Consider the following 16,674-nt stretch of genomic DNA (forward strand, 5'->3'; position numbering starts at 1 on the left):
GGTCTGTGCCAGGGCTTGGGATTACATCAGGCCGATTTGAGAGAGGATCCCTTGGCCCGTGAGCAGCTCGGTCAAAACGCCAATTACAAAGCCCAGCATCGCCAGCCGGCCATTCCATTTTTCGGCAAAGGGCGTAAAGCCAAACTTAGCTTCTTGGTTTTCCATGGCTGCAACTCCATCAGTAGGTGACATTCCCAATGTGGCTCAGATATTAAAAAGTGTCAAGTTTTGTGTCGAGAGCTAACAAGCCGCAGGCAGGGGATCCCTAGCTGCTTTTGACGGCAGTCCAGACAGCGTCAACCAGACGTAGCTGCTCCTGCGACAGCACTTTGAGGTACTTTAGCCTGGCAAAGGTCGTCTCATCGGGATAGATAGCTGAGTTTTGGCGATCCCGGGGGTTGATCCTGGGTAGGGCAGCAGCGTTGGGGGTGGCAAAGCGGTTGTAGTTGCTCAGTTGGGCGCCAATTTCCGGCTCCAGAATGAAGTTGATGAAGCGGTTGGCCAGCTCCGGGTTAGGAGCTTTGGCAGGGATAGCCATCACGTCAAGCCAAATGTGGGCGCCCTCGCGGGGGACAAAGTAGCCAATGTTGGGATTTTCTTCGGCAGCTTGCAGGACATCACCGCTGTAGACAACCGCCACATTGGCTGTCCCGGAGACCAGTTGATTTTTGCCGCCCACCCCGCCAATGAGACCGGCGCTGCGGCGTTTGGCTTGAATCAACAGCTCCTGAATCTGCTGCAGCTCTGCGGGAACGGTAGTACTGGGGTCAAAGCCCAGGTAGAAGGCGGCAGCCGCAAGCATAGAGCGCATCTCGTCGATCATCACAAAGGGGCCGTACTGCTGCTTAGGATCAAAGATCAGCCCCCAGGAACGCTCAAAGTTTTCCGGCAGGCGGTCTTTGCGGTAGCCAATGCCGGTGGTGCCCCACTGGTAGGGAACGGTGTAGGTGTTTTCTGGGTCAAAGGGCAAGCCGACAAACTTCTCGTCCAGGTTGCGGAGATTGGGAACGAGGTTTTTGTTGAGAGGCTGCAGCAGGCCCAGCTCCACCATGTTGGGCACAACGTAGTCGGTGGGCACGACAATGTCATACTGGCTGACGCCGCCCCCCCGCAGCTTGGCAATCATGTCCTCGTTGGACTCGTACACACTCACCACTACGCGGCTGTTAGTGGCTTTCTCAAAGGCCGTGAGAATGGCTGGGTCAATGTATTCCGACCAGATGTAGAGTTGGAGGGTTGGTTTTCGGGCAGCAGTTCCTAAGCGCCAAAAGAAAAGCAGGGCCAGTAGACAGCAGAGCAAAGCAACGGCCGTGGCAATTCTCTTTTTCATGGGCATTTTCAAACCTAGTGGAGCTGGACGTCGCCCTTACACCTAGCCCTGGATCTGGAGCGATCCTGTCCAGCCAACTGCGGTTCAAACCCCTGCTCTAGCCTACCACCTGGACTTCCCCGTTGCTGTTCTCCCCAACCAAGAAGAGCAACTGATATAGCCGCTGCTGCTCGGCAGGGTTACAGTAACGCTGTTGCTGCGTGGGCCAATCTTGGAGAGCCAGCTTCTGTTGTTCCTGCAGCCAGTTCTGCAAGCTTGAGTCGGCAGGTAGCTGGGCCTGGAGAACTTGCAAGTCGTTAAAGCGGCCCAACTGTTCCTGCAGACGCTTGAGGGCCTTCACCCAGCTTTGGAGGGTCTCTCCGTAGAAGGGGGCAAAAAACTCTAGCTGGTAGCGCAGGCGTTTGGTGGCTTTGCGCAGGTCATGCAGTTGTTCAGCCTGAGCTTCGGTTTCGGGGAAGGCCGGGATCCGCCAACCCGGCTGCAGGAACCACGCCGCCACTAGCGGCGCCAAAAGATGGGGCAAGCTCTCCTGCACAGGAAGCTGGGCCGCAGGCTGGTAGCGAGGAGAAACCAGCCACTCTTCGCAAGCAGCCTGGAACTTCAGGAAGTCCTCCTCTGCCAGAATGCGGCGGGAGTGTTTCTCGGCTTGAGCTTGGCGCCGCTGCAGCTTTTCCTTCAGCTCCTCTAGCTCCGCCTGCTGGTCTGCCGGGATCCCTTGCCAACAGGGTTCGTGGAGGATTTCTAGCAACACGTCCAGATCCCGCTGCTGGCCCAGCGTCTTGATCAACTTTCGCAAACGTTTGGGCCTGAGCGGCTTGGGCAGGCGCAGGGATCCCTGAAACACTTCCGCCCAGGTGCCGATGCGGCGCAAGCTCACCCGGATCTGATGAAGGGATTCTGCCGCCTCCGGGTGGTGCTTGAGCACTCTCCCCACATGCTTCTGCAGCCGCTGCCATTGCTGGCTCAGCAGTTGGTGGGCCAAAGCAGCTAGCGGGGGCAAGCTTGAAGACGAGAGCAAGAGTGACTCCGAGGACTCCGTCTTGCCGAGGCTCTCAGTTTTCGATTCAGCAGCAATGATGTCCACCGCGAGTCTCCCCTACCCACGACAACAACTCCAAAGAGCGGCAAACCCCCCTGCCCTAACCTACCTAGACTAGCTTGAGCCGCCCCCTGCTCCCCCCTTTTTAACCAAATCTTAACCTTTATCCCTGGGACAGCGTCTAGGGCCTTGGGACTGCTGTCAGCAGGCGAGGCTTGACCACCGACCAGATGCGGGCAGCCACCTCCAAGGGGGATCCCTCGGCGTCAATGCGGACAATCCGCTGCGGCTCAGCAGCGGCCAGAGCTTGGAAGCCTTGGTGGACGCGGCGGTGAAACTCCAGGCGCTCCTGTTCGAGCCTGTCGGCAAGCCCGGTTCGCGTCAGCGGGCCGGAGGCCTTTCTCGCTAGCCCCACCTCTGGCGGGAGATCCAGCCATAGGGTAAGATGCGGCTGCAGACCGCCAGTGGCCAAGTGGTTAAGCTGGCGAACCTGCTGCAAATCCAGCCCCCGCCCGTAGCCCTGGTAGGCCAGGGTGGAATCGGTGAAGCGATCGCAAACCACCACCTGGCCGGCTGCCAAAGCGGGAAGGATACACTTTTGCACATGCTCAGCCCGGTCTGCCGCGTACAGAAACAACTCAGCCAGCGGCGTCAGGGGATCCCCATGCAACAAGATCTCCCGCAGCGCCCGGCCCAGCGCCGTCCCTCCCGGCTCGCGGGTACACAGACAGGGATAGCCCGCCTGGCGAAGCTGCTGCGCAAGCAGGGCCTGCTGGGTAGTTTTACCTACCCCCTCCCCACCTTCTAGGGTGATGAACACTTCCCCATCCCTGGCCGAAGGACTAGCGCAGCTCAAGCTGCGGCTGCAAGTCAAAGGAGTGGCCTGGCACCATCACGTACACATCGGGGATGTTGGTGGGCTGCAGGTTTTGCAGGGCCAGCCCTTCGAGGTTGGAACGCAAGGCGTTGTTGATAGTGGTTTCCAGTTGGGACAAAACCTGCGCCTCGTCGCCTTGGGCAGCCAAGCCGGGAAACTGGCTGTAGAGGGCGCGGGCCAAGCTGCTGGCCAAGGGAAGCTGGATGAGGGTGAGGTTGGATCCCCCCAGTTGGGGGCCCAGGGTGTTGGCCCGTCCGCGAATGCCCAAGGCCTGCAGGGCATTGGCCGTTTGGCTGACGGGAATGGTGCAGGTATCCACTTTGTAGATGGGCACCGAGGCCACGGTGAGGGCAGAGACACTGGTGAGTTGGACCACGGTAAAGGAGGCGGTGCCGTTGTAGGCAAAGCAAAAATCCCGAAAAGCCGCCGGCACATTGGCAGCGCGAATGGGGCGCTCATCGTCAAAGCCGCCCGACTCGGCAAAGATGTTGCGGATGGCAAACCCTCCGAAAAAAGCCAGCAGGGCCACCACCAGCAAAGCCGTCAGATCCGAGGAGGAGATCCCCCCTGAAGATCTGCCGCTGCGGCCTCCCCCTCCATATCCTCCTCTTCCTCCGTAGCTGGAGGTGGAGCCATAGTCACCCCCGTAGGAGCTGGCATAGGCGGAAGAGCGGGCGGATCCCTCAAAGCCCCGGTTGCTAGAGACAAGGCGCCGGGGAACCAAGGCTTGTCCAGCAGGGCCGGCCCGAGAGGACGCCGTCCCCCTAATGCGATCAGCAGCCCGCGAAGATCCAGCAGCAGCTTCTCGGCCTGAGGTGGCCCTCTCTTTAGCCTCCTCCGCTGGCAGCGCGCGCCCGGCAAGGGGAGCGGCGGACGCCTTCCCGTCGTTCTGGGCCTCTTCATCCTCCAGCCAGTCTTCCGCACTTTCCTCAGAGGGGCCAGGACCTTCCTCCGGCAGGGGAGGTGGGGAACGCCGGCCTTGGGACTCCGAGCTGCTGGGAGCAGAGGCATTCCCTTGGCCGCTAGCAGCCGTTGCGTCTGGAAAACGGTTTGGATCGCGCTCCTCAGAGAAGGTCATTTTTCAGGCTCCCAACGCAAGACTGGCACTCCCATCTTCCTAGACCGAGTTGGACTTGCAGCCCTTTCTCCAAGCTAGCCTAGACGGCGCTCCAGGGTAAGCAACTGCTCCTTGAGAGCCCTCAGGGCCCGGCCGCGGTGGCTGACGGCTTCTTTTTGCGTTGGGCTCATCTCAGCAAAAGTCAGCCCCACCTCTGGCACCCAGAAGAGCGGGTCGTAGCCAAACCCCCCCTCTCCCCGGGGCTGGGTCAAGATTTCCCCGTGGCAGAGACCCTCTACCAATGCCTGCACCTGGCCCTGGGGATCCACTACAGCGATGGCGCAGTGGAAGGTAGCTTGGCGGTTGGAGATCCCTTCCATCTCCCGCAGCAGTCGCTGAATGCGGGCGGCATCGTCAGGGGCATAGCGGGCCGAATGAACCCCAGGGGCACCCCCCAGGGCTGCCACCGCCAGGCCAGAGTCATCGGCAATGGCCCACTCCCCCAGAGCCGTTGCTACGGCCTTGGCTTTGAGAAGGGCATTTTCGACAAACGTGCTGCCGCTTTCCTCTACTTCTATCGCTGCCGGCAGGGGACGCAACTCCCACCGGGGAGCATGGGCCTGGAAAAAGGCGTGGAACTCCCGCCATTTACCGGGGTTGCTGCTGGCCAGAACTAGGGAACGGGGCATGGGGAGTGAAACTCATCTGGCTCCGCTATCTTAGCCGAGCGCTTGGCTGCAATCTGCAGGGCTACCCTCTCTGGCCGTTAAGCCCGCGCTCTCTGCTTCTCAGTGGATCTCCAAAAGCATGTTGTGCAAGGCTGTGTTGATGACGAGGGTAGATCCCCACCGTTCTACCTTTCCCCCATCCCAGTGCATGTGGCCGCAGATGTAGTAGCGCGGCTGGAGCAGATCCAAAAGGGGACGCAGAGTAGGCATGCGGCGGTGGTACCACTTGCCCCCTTCGTCCAACAAGCCCCGCGGCGGCGCGTGGCTAAGCAGCAGGTCAATGCGATGCGGCAGTTGGCTGTAAAGGGCAAGTAGCTCTTGCAGGTGACTGCGGGTAAGCGTCCAGCTCCAGCCGCAGGGAGGCGTCCAGGGCACTGCCAGCACCTGCAGCCCTAGCCACTCAAAGCAACAGGACTGGGTAATGGCCCGTCCCCAATTGCCGGCAAAGGCATCCAACACCGCGGCGGCTGGGTCATGGTTGCCGGGCAAAAAGAGCCAGGGCTTGCCTAGCCCGTCCACTGCCGCCAGGAAAGACTGCAGCTGGGCTACCTCGGCTGGGGCTGCCGGATGAAAGCCTTGGGTGGCGTTGCGGGAGGGCTTGCCGGCCTTGGAGCAGAAGTCGCCGCAGTTGATGTAGCCATCCACCTGCGGCAGATAGGCCAGGGCCTGCCGGATCAGCCGGTCGTTGCCGTGGTAGTCAGAGCCAAGCAGCAGTTTAAGCCCCATAGCGCAGCAGCGGCGTTGGGGATCCCTGAAGCAGAGCGGCCACTTGCTCCCAGGAGCTGCGGTACCAGGCCCGTTGGGCCTCCAGCTCTTCTTCCAGGGATCCCGTTGGACCAAACTCAGGGCAAGCATGCCCCAACGAACGCAGGCCCGCCACCAGGAGCGCTGGCGACAGCCACCACTGCTGGCCTAGGCGCAACAGATCCACCTGGGGATAGGTTTGCAGGTAGTGGCGCAGTTGCCGTTGTAGGGTGGCCGCGGAGGGTAGGGGCACGGTCTGCTGATGCACGGCAATGAGCGGCGCTTCGCCAGAAAGGCAGTGGAGCAGCCACTTGAGGTGCTCCAAAGAGGGGGGCCAGCTCCACAGCCACAATTGGTCGTAGCGGCGGCCCGCCTGGGGGCGGTCGTAGTCAAGAGTCAGCGGAGAGCGCCGCTCAGGTGCCAGAACCAAGGTGGGACGGCGAAAGCCGTAGAAGAGGATGGTTCCCTGCGCCTGGGGCAGGAGGTCAGAAAAGCGATCCACAACCTGCCACCGCAGCGGTCGGATGAGAGGCGGAGCAGGGCGGTAGAGAAGAAGGGGGGAGAGATCCCTTCTCTGTTGGGAGGGGGAGGATTTTCCGGGACTAGCCGCTTGGGCAGGCCGGATCCCGAGAATTTCCAGCTCTAGTTGGGTCTCGTCTTCCCACCGCTTGGCTTTGAGGGTGTAGGCAACATCAATCCGCTCGGGCAGGGGATAGGCTGCGGCCCCTCGCCAGACAGTGGCCCAGAGGGGACGGCGGCGGGCCCTGGCTCCCAGGGGAGAGCGGCAGGACTCAGGGGGATCCTGCAGCAGCAGCTTCAAGTGACTGGGGGCATTCTCGGCTGAGGAAACACCGCCCACAGCCCCAGGTCGGGGGCCAAATCGCTGCTGTTGCAACACCTGCAGGTTGCGGCTACAGAAGACCGGCTCCGGGTTGCCGATACCGCAGGGCTGGAGGCGCTGCAACTCTTGATAGAGGTCAAGAGTGAGGTCAGCTAGCGCCACCTCCAGGTCAATCTGCACCAGGGGCCGGATTTGTTCTGGCTGCAGGCGCTGTTGGGCCAATTGCCGCAGCCGCTTTTCCAAAAGGGGCCAGTTCTCTGCTTTTAGGCTAAAGCCGCCGGCGGCTGGGTGGCCGCCATGCTTAGTAAACAGATCTTTGCAGAACTCCAGGGCCTGGAACACGTCGAACTCCGGGATCCCCTGCCGCGCCGAGCCAGTAATCTCCCCCTGGCGCGACTGGCTGCCGATAAATACTGGACAGCCAAAGCGCTCCGCCAGCCGCGCGGCCACCAGGCCAATGACCCCTTTGTGCCAGCGCTGCTGGGGGGTTCCCAAAAGGATTAACACCCGCTCCTGCGGCAGATCCCACCCTCGTTGGGCAATCTGCTCCAAAGCCTCGGCCTCGATGCGGCTGCACATCTCCTGCCGCACCTGGTTGAGGCGTTCACAGCGGCGGGCAAGTTTCTCCGCCTGCTGGGGATCGTCGGTGGTCAGCAGTTGAATCCCCATTGCCGGTTGGCCAATTCGCCCAATGGCGTTGATGCGGGGCCCCAAGCCAAACCCTACCCACTCTGGCCGCAGCTCCTCTGTGGATCCCGTCATTCCCATCACCGCCAAGAGGGCGCGGATCCCGGCCACCTGGGAAGTGGGCAAAAGGGCTAGCCCCTGCTGCACCCAGAGGCGGTTTACCCCTGTCAGAGGGGCCAAATCGGCAATGGTGCCCACTGTACACAGCTCCAGCGCCACTCGCCCTAGCCGTTCATCGCCGCGGCGCTCCGCCAAGGCCTGGGCCAGTAGGTAGGCCACCCCCACCCCGGCCATTCCCCGGTAGGGAGACGACTCTGGGAGCTGCTTGGGGTTGAGGATGGCGTCGGCAGGGGGCAATTGGGAGGGCAGATCGTGGTGATCGGTCACGATCACCGCCAGCCCCAGCTCTTTGGCTAAACGGATGGGCTCGTGGGCAGCGATGCCGTTGTCTACGGTGAGGATAAGGCGCACCCCTTCGCGGTGCAGCTCCTGCACCATGCGGCTGTTGAGACCATAGCCCTCCGTAAGGCGGCTGGGAATGCGGTAAACCACCGGCGTGCCCCGCAGCGCCCGCAGCAGCAGGGCTGTGCTGGTCATGCCGTCGGCATCGTAGTCGCCGCAGATGGCGATGGGCTCCTGCCGGCGCAGGGCTTTCTCCAACAGCTCCACCGCCAGGGGCAGGTCGGCGAAGTCCCGGCTGGGCGGCGGCAAGCAGGAGGGATCCGGCTGCAGGTAGTGGCGAACCTCGGCAGGGCTGCGGAGGCCGCGGTTGAGCAGGATCTGAGCCAGCAGAGGCGAAATCCCCACCGCCTCCGCCAACTGGCGCGCCCTTGGCTGGTCCTCAGGCTGGAATAGCCAGCGCTGCTCGAGGATTGCCGCCATCGCCGGAGTTAGATAGCCAAATGGCAGTGCTACAGTGAGCCTAGAGATCCTTTTTGAGCTTACTCCAAAACGCTACTCCGCTGGCTGGCTGCCGATGTACTCTCTCCTACTTACCTACAGCCTTAACCCCCTGAGGGGACTGAAGCTGCTGGTTCGATCCTCTGAGCAGGCGTCCCTGGGGAATTTGGCGCGTCAGCTCTGGAGATCCCGGCAAGGGGGGCCGCGTCTTCAGATTGCGCTAGGCCGCCTGGTGCCCGAGCAAACCCAGCCCCTTTCCCCATGGGAGGTGCTGCTGCACTCGCAGTTTTTCATCGCCCTTGAAGCTACCTGGCCGGATCCCTCTCTGCCAGCTCTTCCTTCTAGCCAGGGATCCGCCATTCAGCTTGCCCGCTACACGGAAGGCTCCCAACCCTACAAGACTGAGATCATTCGCTTTTCCCTGGGAGGATCCCCTGCCCCTGCTGCCCCGCGTCGCTACAGCTACCGTCGCCGTCGCTTCTAGGGAGTGCAGGCAGCAAGCGTTGCCAAATCCTCCTCACTATACTGGAGGTAGACCTCATTGCGCTTCTCCTGTGAACGCTGGGCTGCGCCACTGCCGCCAAAGGAGAGACCGACAGTGGGCTAGGTGGCGGGGAGAGACTAGTCTCTTGCCTAGCAGGGCTTGGCCAAGGCTGACAATGGCGGCTTGGTGGGGCAGCTCCCTGGTGGCTAGTCTCCTTGCCTTGCCGCCTGCCTTTGCCCTAATCCGTTACCAAGTCCATGTCCTGGCTGAGCGACCAGAAGCCTTAGCTCAGGTGCGCAGGCAGGTGCCGGATGCCTATTTTGTGCAGGGGGATGGCCAGGTCTTCATTCTGGCGGGAACGTTTGTCAACCGCAGCCACGCCCAACGCCGCCAGGCCGAGTTGGAACAGCTAGGGCTGCCCGTGCGGGTGGTGAGCCGCCAAGACAGGGATCCACCCCTGCCGCCGGCCTTTCTTGCCCCGCCAACGGCTCCTCCTTTCGACCCGCAGCGGCCTTTTGCCACCCAAGTGCCCAACCCCAGCAGAGATCCACGGCTGGAGGAGCGGGTACGCCGCTTCTTTCCCCAGGCTATAGAGGTGCGTTACCGCGGCCAGCCTGCCCTACAGACGGGGACTTTCTCTCGCCTATCACTGGCGCAGGAACAGGCCCGTTGGCTGACTGCTCAGGGCTTGCCGGCAGTGGTCGTGTCGCTGGCAGAAGAGAATGCCGCTTCACCGCCGCCTGCCCAAGGGGAACGCTATTGGGTGTTGGTGGCCGATCCCAGCGGCGAAAAATTGGCTGCTTTGGAGCACCTGCTGCCGGGATCCCTGCCCCTAATCTACGACAGCCGGCGGGTTGTGCGCACCGGCGGCTTTGCCGATCTGGCAACGGCCAGCGAGCAAGTGCGTTACCTAGCTAGCCACGGCTACGAGGCAGGGATCTTTCCCGCTGACCTGCGCCGCTCCCAACCTATCCTGGTTCGGGATTCTCCTCCATCCCTGCCTGCGGCTAGCTCGGCCGGGTTTTGGGTGGTGGTTCAGGCTGGCGAAGAGGCGCTGCCCAAGGTGCGGCAGTTTGCGCCCGATGCCTTTGTGCGCGGCTCAGTGATTCAGGTGGGCACCTACCGGCAGCGGGCCAATGCCGAACGGGCGCGGCGCAGCCTAGCCGAGGCGGGGTTTGATGCCCGCATTTTGCCGGTGAAGTAAATGCTCCCCCTTCAGGCCTGCCGTGCCGTGAGAGGGAGACAGGGGTGGAGTCCTAGCGAGCCTGCTTGGCCTGTTGCAGCGTTTTCTCAAACACTTCCAAAGGCTGAGCCCCCGAGAAGGCAATGCCGTTCAAGATGAAATGGGGGGTACCGCTGATGCCCAGTTGAGAGGCCAGATCCATGTCTCGCTGTACAGCCCGCTCTGCCGCCCGGCTGCGCCGATCCCGATTGAACTTCTCCACGTTCAAGCCCAGCTTTTGGGCTGTAGCTACGTAAAACTCCTCCCCTAGCTGGGACTGATTGGCAAACAGCTCGTCGTGGAACTCCCAAAACTTGCCCTGGCGGTGAGCAGCCCAAGCGGCGCGCGCTGCCGCCATCGCCTCAGGGTGAATGCTGGTCAAGGGCAGGTGCTTGTACACCAAGGTTACCTCGTCCCCATGTCTAGCTATGAACTCCTTCAGAGTCTGATGGGCACGGGCACAGAAGGGACACTGAAAGTCGGAAAACTCCACCAACACCAGCCGCAAGGACTCGGAGCCGGTTCTGGGGGAATCGCCAATGACAGCGCGGGGGTTCTGCCGCAACTGCCGGCCAAACTCTTCTGCTAGCTTCTGCTGTTGCCGCTGCTGCTCTTCATACTGCCGCTGCTGGTACTCCTGCACGGCCTCCAGGATCACCTGCGGATTCTTGCGGATGATCTCCAGCACCTGCTTCTCCAGGTCTGCCGGAGCTGCAAAGACAACAGGTGCTGTGCCGCTCATTCCCAGCCAAACTAGGAGCATGCCGAGCAGGCCGAGCTTGGCCAGCCCTTGTCCCCACCTGCCAAAAGCCCTCGCCAGACTTCCCATCCCAACTCCCCCTCGAGTACAAGCTTTTATTAGGCTAAGCCCAGGCGGCAGCCCTGTCTACCACCCCTTCGGGGGGTTAGGAGTGGGTGGCTTGCAAAAGCTGCTCCTTGATCCGCTGCAACTGGCTGGCCCAGCGGGGATCCGGCTCAACAGCCTCTTTTGCCTCAGGGCCCGCCTTGACACGCTGGCGCTGCTTCTTGCCTGAAGTAGACTTCTCCCCTGCTGTTTTGGAACCTTTGGCCGGTTCCCGGGCGGAGTCCTTGGCGGGGGAAGGGGAGACTGCTGCTTTGGCTTCGGCACCTTCCCGTTTCTCGCGCGGCTGGGCAAGTTCAATGCGCAAGTTGACGTCGCCAAAGCTGTGGCCGTTGAATTTCTCGATATACTGCTGCGCCTGTTCCTCAGTGCTTACCGTAACAAAACCAAAGCCGCGGCACTTGCCGGTCTTCCGATCCCGAATGACCTTGGTGGAAATGACCTCACCTGCAGATCTGAAGAGCTTCTCCAGGGCCTCGCGATCTACCTCTGCCGGCAGATTTCCAACGTACAGACGAACGGGCATAAGACCGTGAAGCTCCTTAGCGAGAGGACAGAAATCCAGCCTGCACAGGGCCAATCCAGAAGCACCGCATAAGGCCACCTTTTAAAAATTTACCTCAACTTTTAGCCAAAAAAGTTAAGACAACCCAGCTGGTCAAGGGGATCCCTTCTAGGCTAAGCCGGTAACGTTTAAGCGATCCCGATGCAGGAAGGGACGGGCCTGAGGGCCGGTATAGTCAGCTACAAGATGGCCTCGCCCCCGCAGTTGGTAGCGGTAGGTTACTAGGCCTTCCAAGCCTACCGGGCCCCGGGGTGGCAGCTTTTGGGTGCTAATGCCCACTTCTGCCCCAAAGCCGTAGCGAAAGCCATCGGCAAAGCGGGTGGAGGCGTTGTGAAAGACCCCTGCTGCGTCCACTTCGTCGAGAAAGCGCTGGGCAGCGACGGCATCTTCGGTCACGATGGCCTCGGTGTGCCGGGATCCGTACTGTTGGATGTGGGCAATGGCCTCGTCGAGGGAATCCACCATTTTAATGGCTAGAATCAAGTCGGCGTACTCAGTGCTCCAGTCAGCTTCAGTGGCCGGGATCAGATCGGGCACCAGCTCGCGGCAGCGGGGATCCCCGCGCAACTCTACCCCTTTCTCGCGCAGCGCTTGCACGGCCAGAGGCAAGAACCGGGGAGCAATCTCTGCATGGACTAATAGGGTCTCGATAGCGTTGCAGGCGGCAGGGTACTGGGTTTTGCTATCTAGGGTTAGCCTCACCGCCATGTCCACATCAGCAGCCCGATCCACGTACAGGTGGCACAGCCCATCCGCATGGCCCAGAACCGGGATGCGGGTATTCTCCATAATGTAGCGGACAAAGCTGCTGGAGCCGCGGGGAATGATTAGGTCCACCAGACCTTCCAGTTGCAGCAGCTCTTTAATCTCCTCGCGACGGGTGAGCAACTGCAAAGATTCCCTAGGAAAGTCGGGAACTTGCCGCAGCCCCGCCTGCAGCGCGGCCATCAACGCTTGGCAGGAGCAGAGCGCCTCCGATCCGCCTTTAAGCAGGACGCTGTTGCCCGTCTTTACTGCTAGGGCAGCAATTTGCACCAGAGCGTCGGGCCGCGACTCAAAGATGACGCCTAGTACTCCCAGGGGATAGGTGCGCCGCTCCAGCACCAGCCCCTCGTCCAGCTCGCGGATGAGGAGGGATCGCCCTACCGGGTCGGGCAGCCGCCTCACCTGCTGGACTCCAGCTACCATCTCCGCCAACTTGTGGGCATCCAACTTTAGGCGGGCATAGGCCGCAGCCGACAACTCCCCCCTTTTAACCTGCTCCGCTGCCCGCTCCAGATCTTCCCGATTGGCCGCTAGGATGGCCTCTTGCTGTTCCAGCAAAGCTGTGGCCATGGCCTCGAGAGCCGCATCCCGAACCTCAGTGGGCAAGGTGGCTGTGCGCTGGGCGGCAGCTCGAGCCGTCTGCACCTGAACTAGCAGGGAGGAGTTGGCAGTTCTTGCAGGAGCTCCAGGAGACATGGGCAGAGAGGCAACAAAACCCAACCCAAGAGACTACAAAAAGTTGCAATCTAATGGGATCCTGGGAGCAGCCTTGCCAGAATCCCTATGCTAGCTTGGGCAAAACTGGGCAGTCCTCTCAGCAGCCTATCAGAATTTGGACGCTGCTAGCTGCCCCTAGAGGAGCCTAGTCTGGCAAAACCCAGCCCATCTTCAACCAGTACCGTGTTTTCCAGGAGAGCCGATGAGAAAACGTGGGTTTGTGGTGAGTGCAACGGCTGCCGTGGTTACAGCCGTGTCGTTGGTTGGCGTGCAGCTATCCATGCCAGGTTGGGCGGGGTTTCGCCGGGATCCCAAAGAAGTGGTGGACGAAGTTTGGCAGATTGTCAATCGGGAGTACGTCGATCCTTCCTTTAACTCCGTCGACTGGGAAGCGGTGCGCCGCGAGCTGCTCAGTAGAGAATATGCCACCCGCGAGGAGGCCTACAAGGCCATTCGCGAGGCCCTTAAGAAGCTCAACGATCCCTACACCCGCTTCTTGGATCCGGAGCAGTTTGCCAGCATGCAGATCGAGACCTCGGGGGAGCTGACCGGCGTGGGGATCACGCTGGGTGTGGATCAGGAGACCAATGAGCTGGTTGTGATCTCGCCAATTGAGGGATCCCCTGCCGATCGCGCTGGGATCAAGTCCAAGGACGTTATCGTGCGTATTGACGACAGATCCACCGAGGGCATGGACACCAATACTGCCGTCAGCCTCATTCGCGGTGAGCCAGGCACCCGGGTACGGCTAACCATTCGCCGCGAGGGAGAAGGGCTGAAGGTGTTTGACTTGGTGCGGGAGAGAATTGAGCTAGCTACAGTACGCCACGAGGCTCGCAAAGAAAATGGCCTGCTCATCGGCTATATCCGCATCACCCAGTTTTCCGGCAACGCCGCCGAAAAGGTGCGCCAGGCCATTCGCGACCTGGAAAAACAAGGGGTGGCTGCCTACGTGCTGGATCTACGGGCCAATCCTGGGGGGCTGCTCCACGCCAGTGCCGAAATTGCGCGCCTGTGGATCAATCGAGGGAGCATTGTCTCGACGGTGAATCGGCAAGGGGAGCAGGATCGCCTTGTGGCCAACAACAGCGCCCTCACCGATAAGCCTTTGGCCGTCTTGGTGGATGGGGGTTCTGCCAGCGCCAGCGAGATCCTCTCCGGCGCCTTGCAAGATAACCGGCGCGCTGTGATCGTTGGCACGCAAACCTTTGGCAAGGGCCTGGTGCAGTCGGTGCATCCCCTCTCCGACGGGTCGGGGTTGGCAGTCACCATTGCCCGCTACCGCACTCCCAAGGGCACCGAGATTGACCACAAGGGTATCACTCCCGACATTGTGGTGGAGCTGTCGGAGGCAGATCTGAAGCGCCTCAGCAAGAACCGCGAACTGGTAGCCACTGCCGCTGATCCGCAGTATGCGGCTGCTATTCGCGCCCTCCAGGCCCAAATTGCAGCCCGCCGGCAACAGGCTTCCAGCGTCGTTCGTTCCTCTTCTCGGTAGGCGGTGCTAACCCTAGGTGGGAAAGGCTTTATCGTCGGCAGGCAGGGTAGGCGAGGATGGCAGGATCCATGAATTTGAACTTGGCCGGACGGGATCTGCTCAAACTCAGCGACCTGAGCCCGGCGGAGCTGGCGGCCTTGCTGGCCCAAGCGGCGGAGCTGAAGCGGGATCCCTACCGGGCAGACCTGCGGGGTCGAGTGCTGGGACTGCTATTTCAGAAGGCTTCCACCCGTACCCGGGTTAGCTTTACCGTTGCCATGGCCCAGTGCGGGGGCAGCACCCTGGACTTGGTGCCAGCGGCAATGCAAATAAGCCGCGGCGAGCCCCTGTCGGATACAGCCCGCGTCCTCTCCCGCTACTTGGACGCCATTGCCATCCGCACCTACGACCAGCGGGAGCTGGAGCTCTTTGCCGAGTATGCCGAGATCCCCGTGATCAACGCCCTCACGGATCAGTTTCACCCCTGCCAAGTTTTGGCCGATCTGCTCACCATTCAAGAGAACTTCGGGCAACTGGCAGGCCTGACCTTGGCCTATTGTGGCGACGGCAACAATGTTGCCCATTCCCTCCTGCTGGGCTGTGCTCTAAGCGGGATCCACATCCGCGTTGCCACACCCCCTGGCTACGAGCCGGATGCGGCAGTGGTGGCAGAAGCGCAGGCCTTGGCCCAGGGATCGCAGGTGCTGGTTTTGCGGGATCCCTACGAAGCCGTTGCGGGAGCCCAGGTGGTCTATACCGACGTCTGGGCCAGCATGGGCCAAGAGGATCAGGCGGCAGCCCGCAAAGCCCACTTCCTGCCCTACCAGGTCAATGCCGAGCTCATGAAACACGCAGATCCGGAGGCGATTGTGCTCCACTGCCTGCCCGCCCACCGGGAGGAGGAGATTACTGCCGAGGTTTTGGAGGGATCCCAGTCCCGCGTTTGGGATCAGGCGGAAAATCGCCTTCACGTGCAAAAGGCGCTGCTAATCCAACTGCTGGGAGCAGGGTGAGGATCCTCACCCCCGGCTCGAAGAGAGGGTCAGCGGTTGTTGGGGCGGCGGGCAGCGATCGCCAGGCTGACGTTGGGCAGCTGCTGCAGAGCATCCATGACCTCCACCACCTTGCCGTGGGAGAGGGCCAAGTCAGCGTTGATGACCACTAAGCGCCGCCCTTCAGCCGGCTTCTCGGCCAGAATGCGTTCCACCGTGGGGATCAGGGCACCAAGATTGGCAATTTTCTGCCGGTTGACAGCAATTTGGCCTTCGGCCGTGATGCTCACGGTAACGTCTGGCTGACGGCGGGCTTGGGCTGTGGAGGCCTCTGGCAAATTGACATCGAGCGCCTCTGAGCGGGTAAGCACCAGGCTGGCGATGACGAAAAACACCAAGATCGAGAAGATGACATCGATTAAGGGCACGATGTTGATCTCGGCGGGTCTGAAGTTCTCTTCTGGAATGCGCATAGGCTAGGAGGGCTCAAGCGGGGAGTAGGGAGGAAGAGTGGAGCTGGGGCCGGGCTTGGCGTAGGAATACTGGGGAAGCTGCTGGGCTTGCATCTCTAGCCGCTGCCGATGCAGCAACTCCAGCTCGCCGCCGTACTCCTGGATCTTGGAGAGTTGCCGCAGGTACAGAGAGCGAAAGACATTGGAGATCAGCAAGGTGGGAATAGCCACAATCAACCCGAAAGCCGTCGAGTAGAGGGCTTCGGCGATGCCTTGTCCCACCCCCTGTGTATTGGTGCCGCCAATATCCCCCAGTTGGATGGAGCTGAGGATTTGGATGATGCCGGTAACCGTGCCCAAGAGGCCCAGGAAGGGAGCAACGGTAATCACCGTGTCAAAGAGAGTGTTGAAGCGCTTTAATAGCGGCACTTCGGCTGCCAGGGCTGTCTCAAGGGCCAGTTTAAAATCCTCAGGGCTGGCTTCGTTGAGCTCCAGGGCAGCCAAAAAGATGCGCGCAATGGGCAGGTCGGCATTTTGCTCCAGCAGGTACTGGGCGGCCCTGGGGTTGCGGCGGTACTGGCTGAGGGCTTGCCGCACCACCTCCTCCTGCCGATGGGTAACCTTCCACCAGAACAAGGCCCGCTCGAGGCAACAAGCCACCGAGAGAACCGAGAAGGTCAACAGAGGGATGGAGTAGTACCAACCCTGGATCAGAAGCTGCAGGACTCTAGCCATAGGATCCGGATGACCCCCTCCCAGCGGCACCTCACGCTCATCCTTTCATAGCACTTTCCCGCTAGAGCTGGGATCCCTTTTTGCCCACTTGGGGTTGCTTTTTAGGACAAGCTGCTGATTTTCTGGCAAGGGCGCTATCCTATGGCGTGGAATCCAGAGGCCACCAGCGTATCTACCGACAACCTATGCCTACTCAGCCC

Annotated in this window: 17 protein-coding genes; 4 read left to right on the forward strand and 13 right to left on the reverse strand. The window is 61.2% G+C overall.

What is annotated here, in order from left to right; translation table 11 throughout:
- Positions 1-21: 21 nt before the first annotated feature.
- The 8 genes from NW806_RS10555 to recJ all read right to left on the reverse strand — a co-directional run bounded on the left by NW806_RS10555 (position 22) and on the right by recJ (position 8,185).
- A complete protein-coding gene (locus NW806_RS10555; protein ID WP_414346668.1) occupies positions 22-165 on the reverse strand; it encodes a high light inducible protein in 144 nt (47 codons plus the stop codon).
- A gap of 100 nt (positions 166-265) precedes the next feature.
- Positions 266-1,336: a spermidine/putrescine ABC transporter substrate-binding protein gene (locus tag NW806_RS10560; RefSeq protein WP_414411071.1), complete on the reverse strand. Its 1,071-nt coding sequence runs from the start codon at positions 1,334-1,336 to the stop codon at positions 266-268.
- A 91-nt stretch (positions 1,337-1,427) separates the two neighbouring features.
- Entirely contained in the window at positions 1,428-2,414 is a 987-nt protein-coding gene (locus NW806_RS10565) for a CHAD domain-containing protein (RefSeq protein ID WP_414411072.1), read from the reverse strand.
- Positions 2,415-2,550: 136 nt separating this feature from the next.
- The gene (gene tmk / locus NW806_RS10570; protein WP_414411073.1) at positions 2,551-3,189 is read right to left on the reverse strand and encodes a dTMP kinase; all 639 of its coding nucleotides are present in this window, start codon (positions 3,187-3,189) and stop codon (positions 2,551-2,553) included.
- Between the two features lie 22 nt (positions 3,190-3,211).
- The gene (locus NW806_RS10575; RefSeq protein ID WP_414411074.1) at positions 3,212-4,324 is read right to left on the reverse strand and encodes a hypothetical protein; all 1,113 of its coding nucleotides are present in this window, start codon (positions 4,322-4,324) and stop codon (positions 3,212-3,214) included.
- A gap of 74 nt (positions 4,325-4,398) precedes the next feature.
- Positions 4,399-4,992: an RdgB/HAM1 family non-canonical purine NTP pyrophosphatase gene (gene rdgB / locus NW806_RS10580; RefSeq protein ID WP_414411075.1), complete on the reverse strand. Its 594-nt coding sequence runs from the start codon at positions 4,990-4,992 to the stop codon at positions 4,399-4,401.
- 99 nt (positions 4,993-5,091) lie between these two features.
- Positions 5,092-5,757, reverse strand: a complete 666-nt coding sequence (locus NW806_RS10585) for a metallophosphoesterase family protein (RefSeq protein ID WP_414411076.1) — start codon at positions 5,755-5,757, stop codon at positions 5,092-5,094.
- Positions 5,747-8,185, reverse strand: coding sequence for a single-stranded-DNA-specific exonuclease RecJ (gene recJ / locus NW806_RS10590; protein WP_414411077.1), 2,439 nt, complete (start codon positions 8,183-8,185; stop codon positions 5,747-5,749). The genes NW806_RS10585 and recJ overlap by 11 nt, the downstream gene beginning before the upstream one ends.
- A 94-nt stretch (positions 8,186-8,279) precedes the next feature.
- Between recJ and NW806_RS10595 the strand changes: the two genes are divergently transcribed.
- Positions 8,280-8,687, forward strand: coding sequence for a hypothetical protein (locus tag NW806_RS10595; protein ID WP_414411078.1), 408 nt, complete (start codon positions 8,280-8,282; stop codon positions 8,685-8,687).
- 202 nt (positions 8,688-8,889) lie between these two features.
- Positions 8,890-9,891, forward strand: coding sequence for an SPOR domain-containing protein (locus NW806_RS10600; protein WP_414411079.1), 1,002 nt, complete (start codon positions 8,890-8,892; stop codon positions 9,889-9,891).
- Between the two features lie 52 nt (positions 9,892-9,943).
- On the opposite strand, the gene NW806_RS10605 is transcribed toward NW806_RS10600, so the two are convergent.
- The 3 genes from NW806_RS10605 to NW806_RS10615 all read right to left on the reverse strand — a co-directional run bounded on the left by NW806_RS10605 (position 9,944) and on the right by NW806_RS10615 (position 12,797).
- Positions 9,944-10,738, reverse strand: coding sequence for a DsbA family protein (locus tag NW806_RS10605; protein ID WP_414411080.1), 795 nt, complete (start codon positions 10,736-10,738; stop codon positions 9,944-9,946).
- 76 nt (positions 10,739-10,814) lie between these two features.
- Positions 10,815-11,297 (reverse strand): RNA recognition motif domain-containing protein, encoded by a 483-nt coding sequence (locus NW806_RS10610; protein ID WP_414395138.1) that lies wholly within the window; start codon positions 11,295-11,297, stop codon positions 10,815-10,817.
- 147 nt (positions 11,298-11,444) lie between these two features.
- On the reverse strand, positions 11,445-12,797 hold the full coding sequence (locus tag NW806_RS10615; RefSeq protein WP_414411081.1) for a glutamate-5-semialdehyde dehydrogenase: 1,353 nt from the start codon (positions 12,795-12,797) through the stop codon (positions 11,445-11,447).
- 223 nt (positions 12,798-13,020) lie between these two features.
- Between NW806_RS10615 and ctpC the strand changes: the two genes are divergently transcribed.
- Both ctpC and argF read left to right on the forward strand, forming a co-directional pair.
- A complete protein-coding gene (ctpC, locus tag NW806_RS10620; protein WP_414411082.1) occupies positions 13,021-14,316 on the forward strand; it encodes a carboxyl-terminal processing protease CtpC in 1,296 nt (431 codons plus the stop codon).
- Between the two features lie 74 nt (positions 14,317-14,390).
- Positions 14,391-15,308 carry an ornithine carbamoyltransferase gene (gene argF, locus NW806_RS10625; protein WP_414395162.1) on the forward strand — a complete coding sequence of 306 codons (918 nt, stop codon included), beginning with the start codon at positions 14,391-14,393 and terminating at the stop codon, positions 15,306-15,308.
- A gap of 29 nt (positions 15,309-15,337) precedes the next feature.
- Here the strand turns inward: argF and NW806_RS10630 are convergent, their stop codons facing one another.
- Positions 15,338-15,760 (reverse strand): ExbD/TolR family protein, encoded by a 423-nt coding sequence (locus NW806_RS10630; RefSeq protein ID WP_414411083.1) that lies wholly within the window; start codon positions 15,758-15,760, stop codon positions 15,338-15,340.
- A gap of 3 nt (positions 15,761-15,763) precedes the next feature.
- Entirely contained in the window at positions 15,764-16,450 is a 687-nt protein-coding gene (locus tag NW806_RS10635) for a MotA/TolQ/ExbB proton channel family protein (RefSeq protein WP_414395161.1), read from the reverse strand.
- Positions 16,451-16,674 lie beyond the last annotated feature (224 nt).

It is taken from the genome of Synechococcus sp. W65.1 (assembly GCF_047461615.1).
Classification (GTDB): domain Bacteria; phylum Cyanobacteriota; class Cyanobacteriia; order Thermostichales; family Thermostichaceae; genus Thermostichus.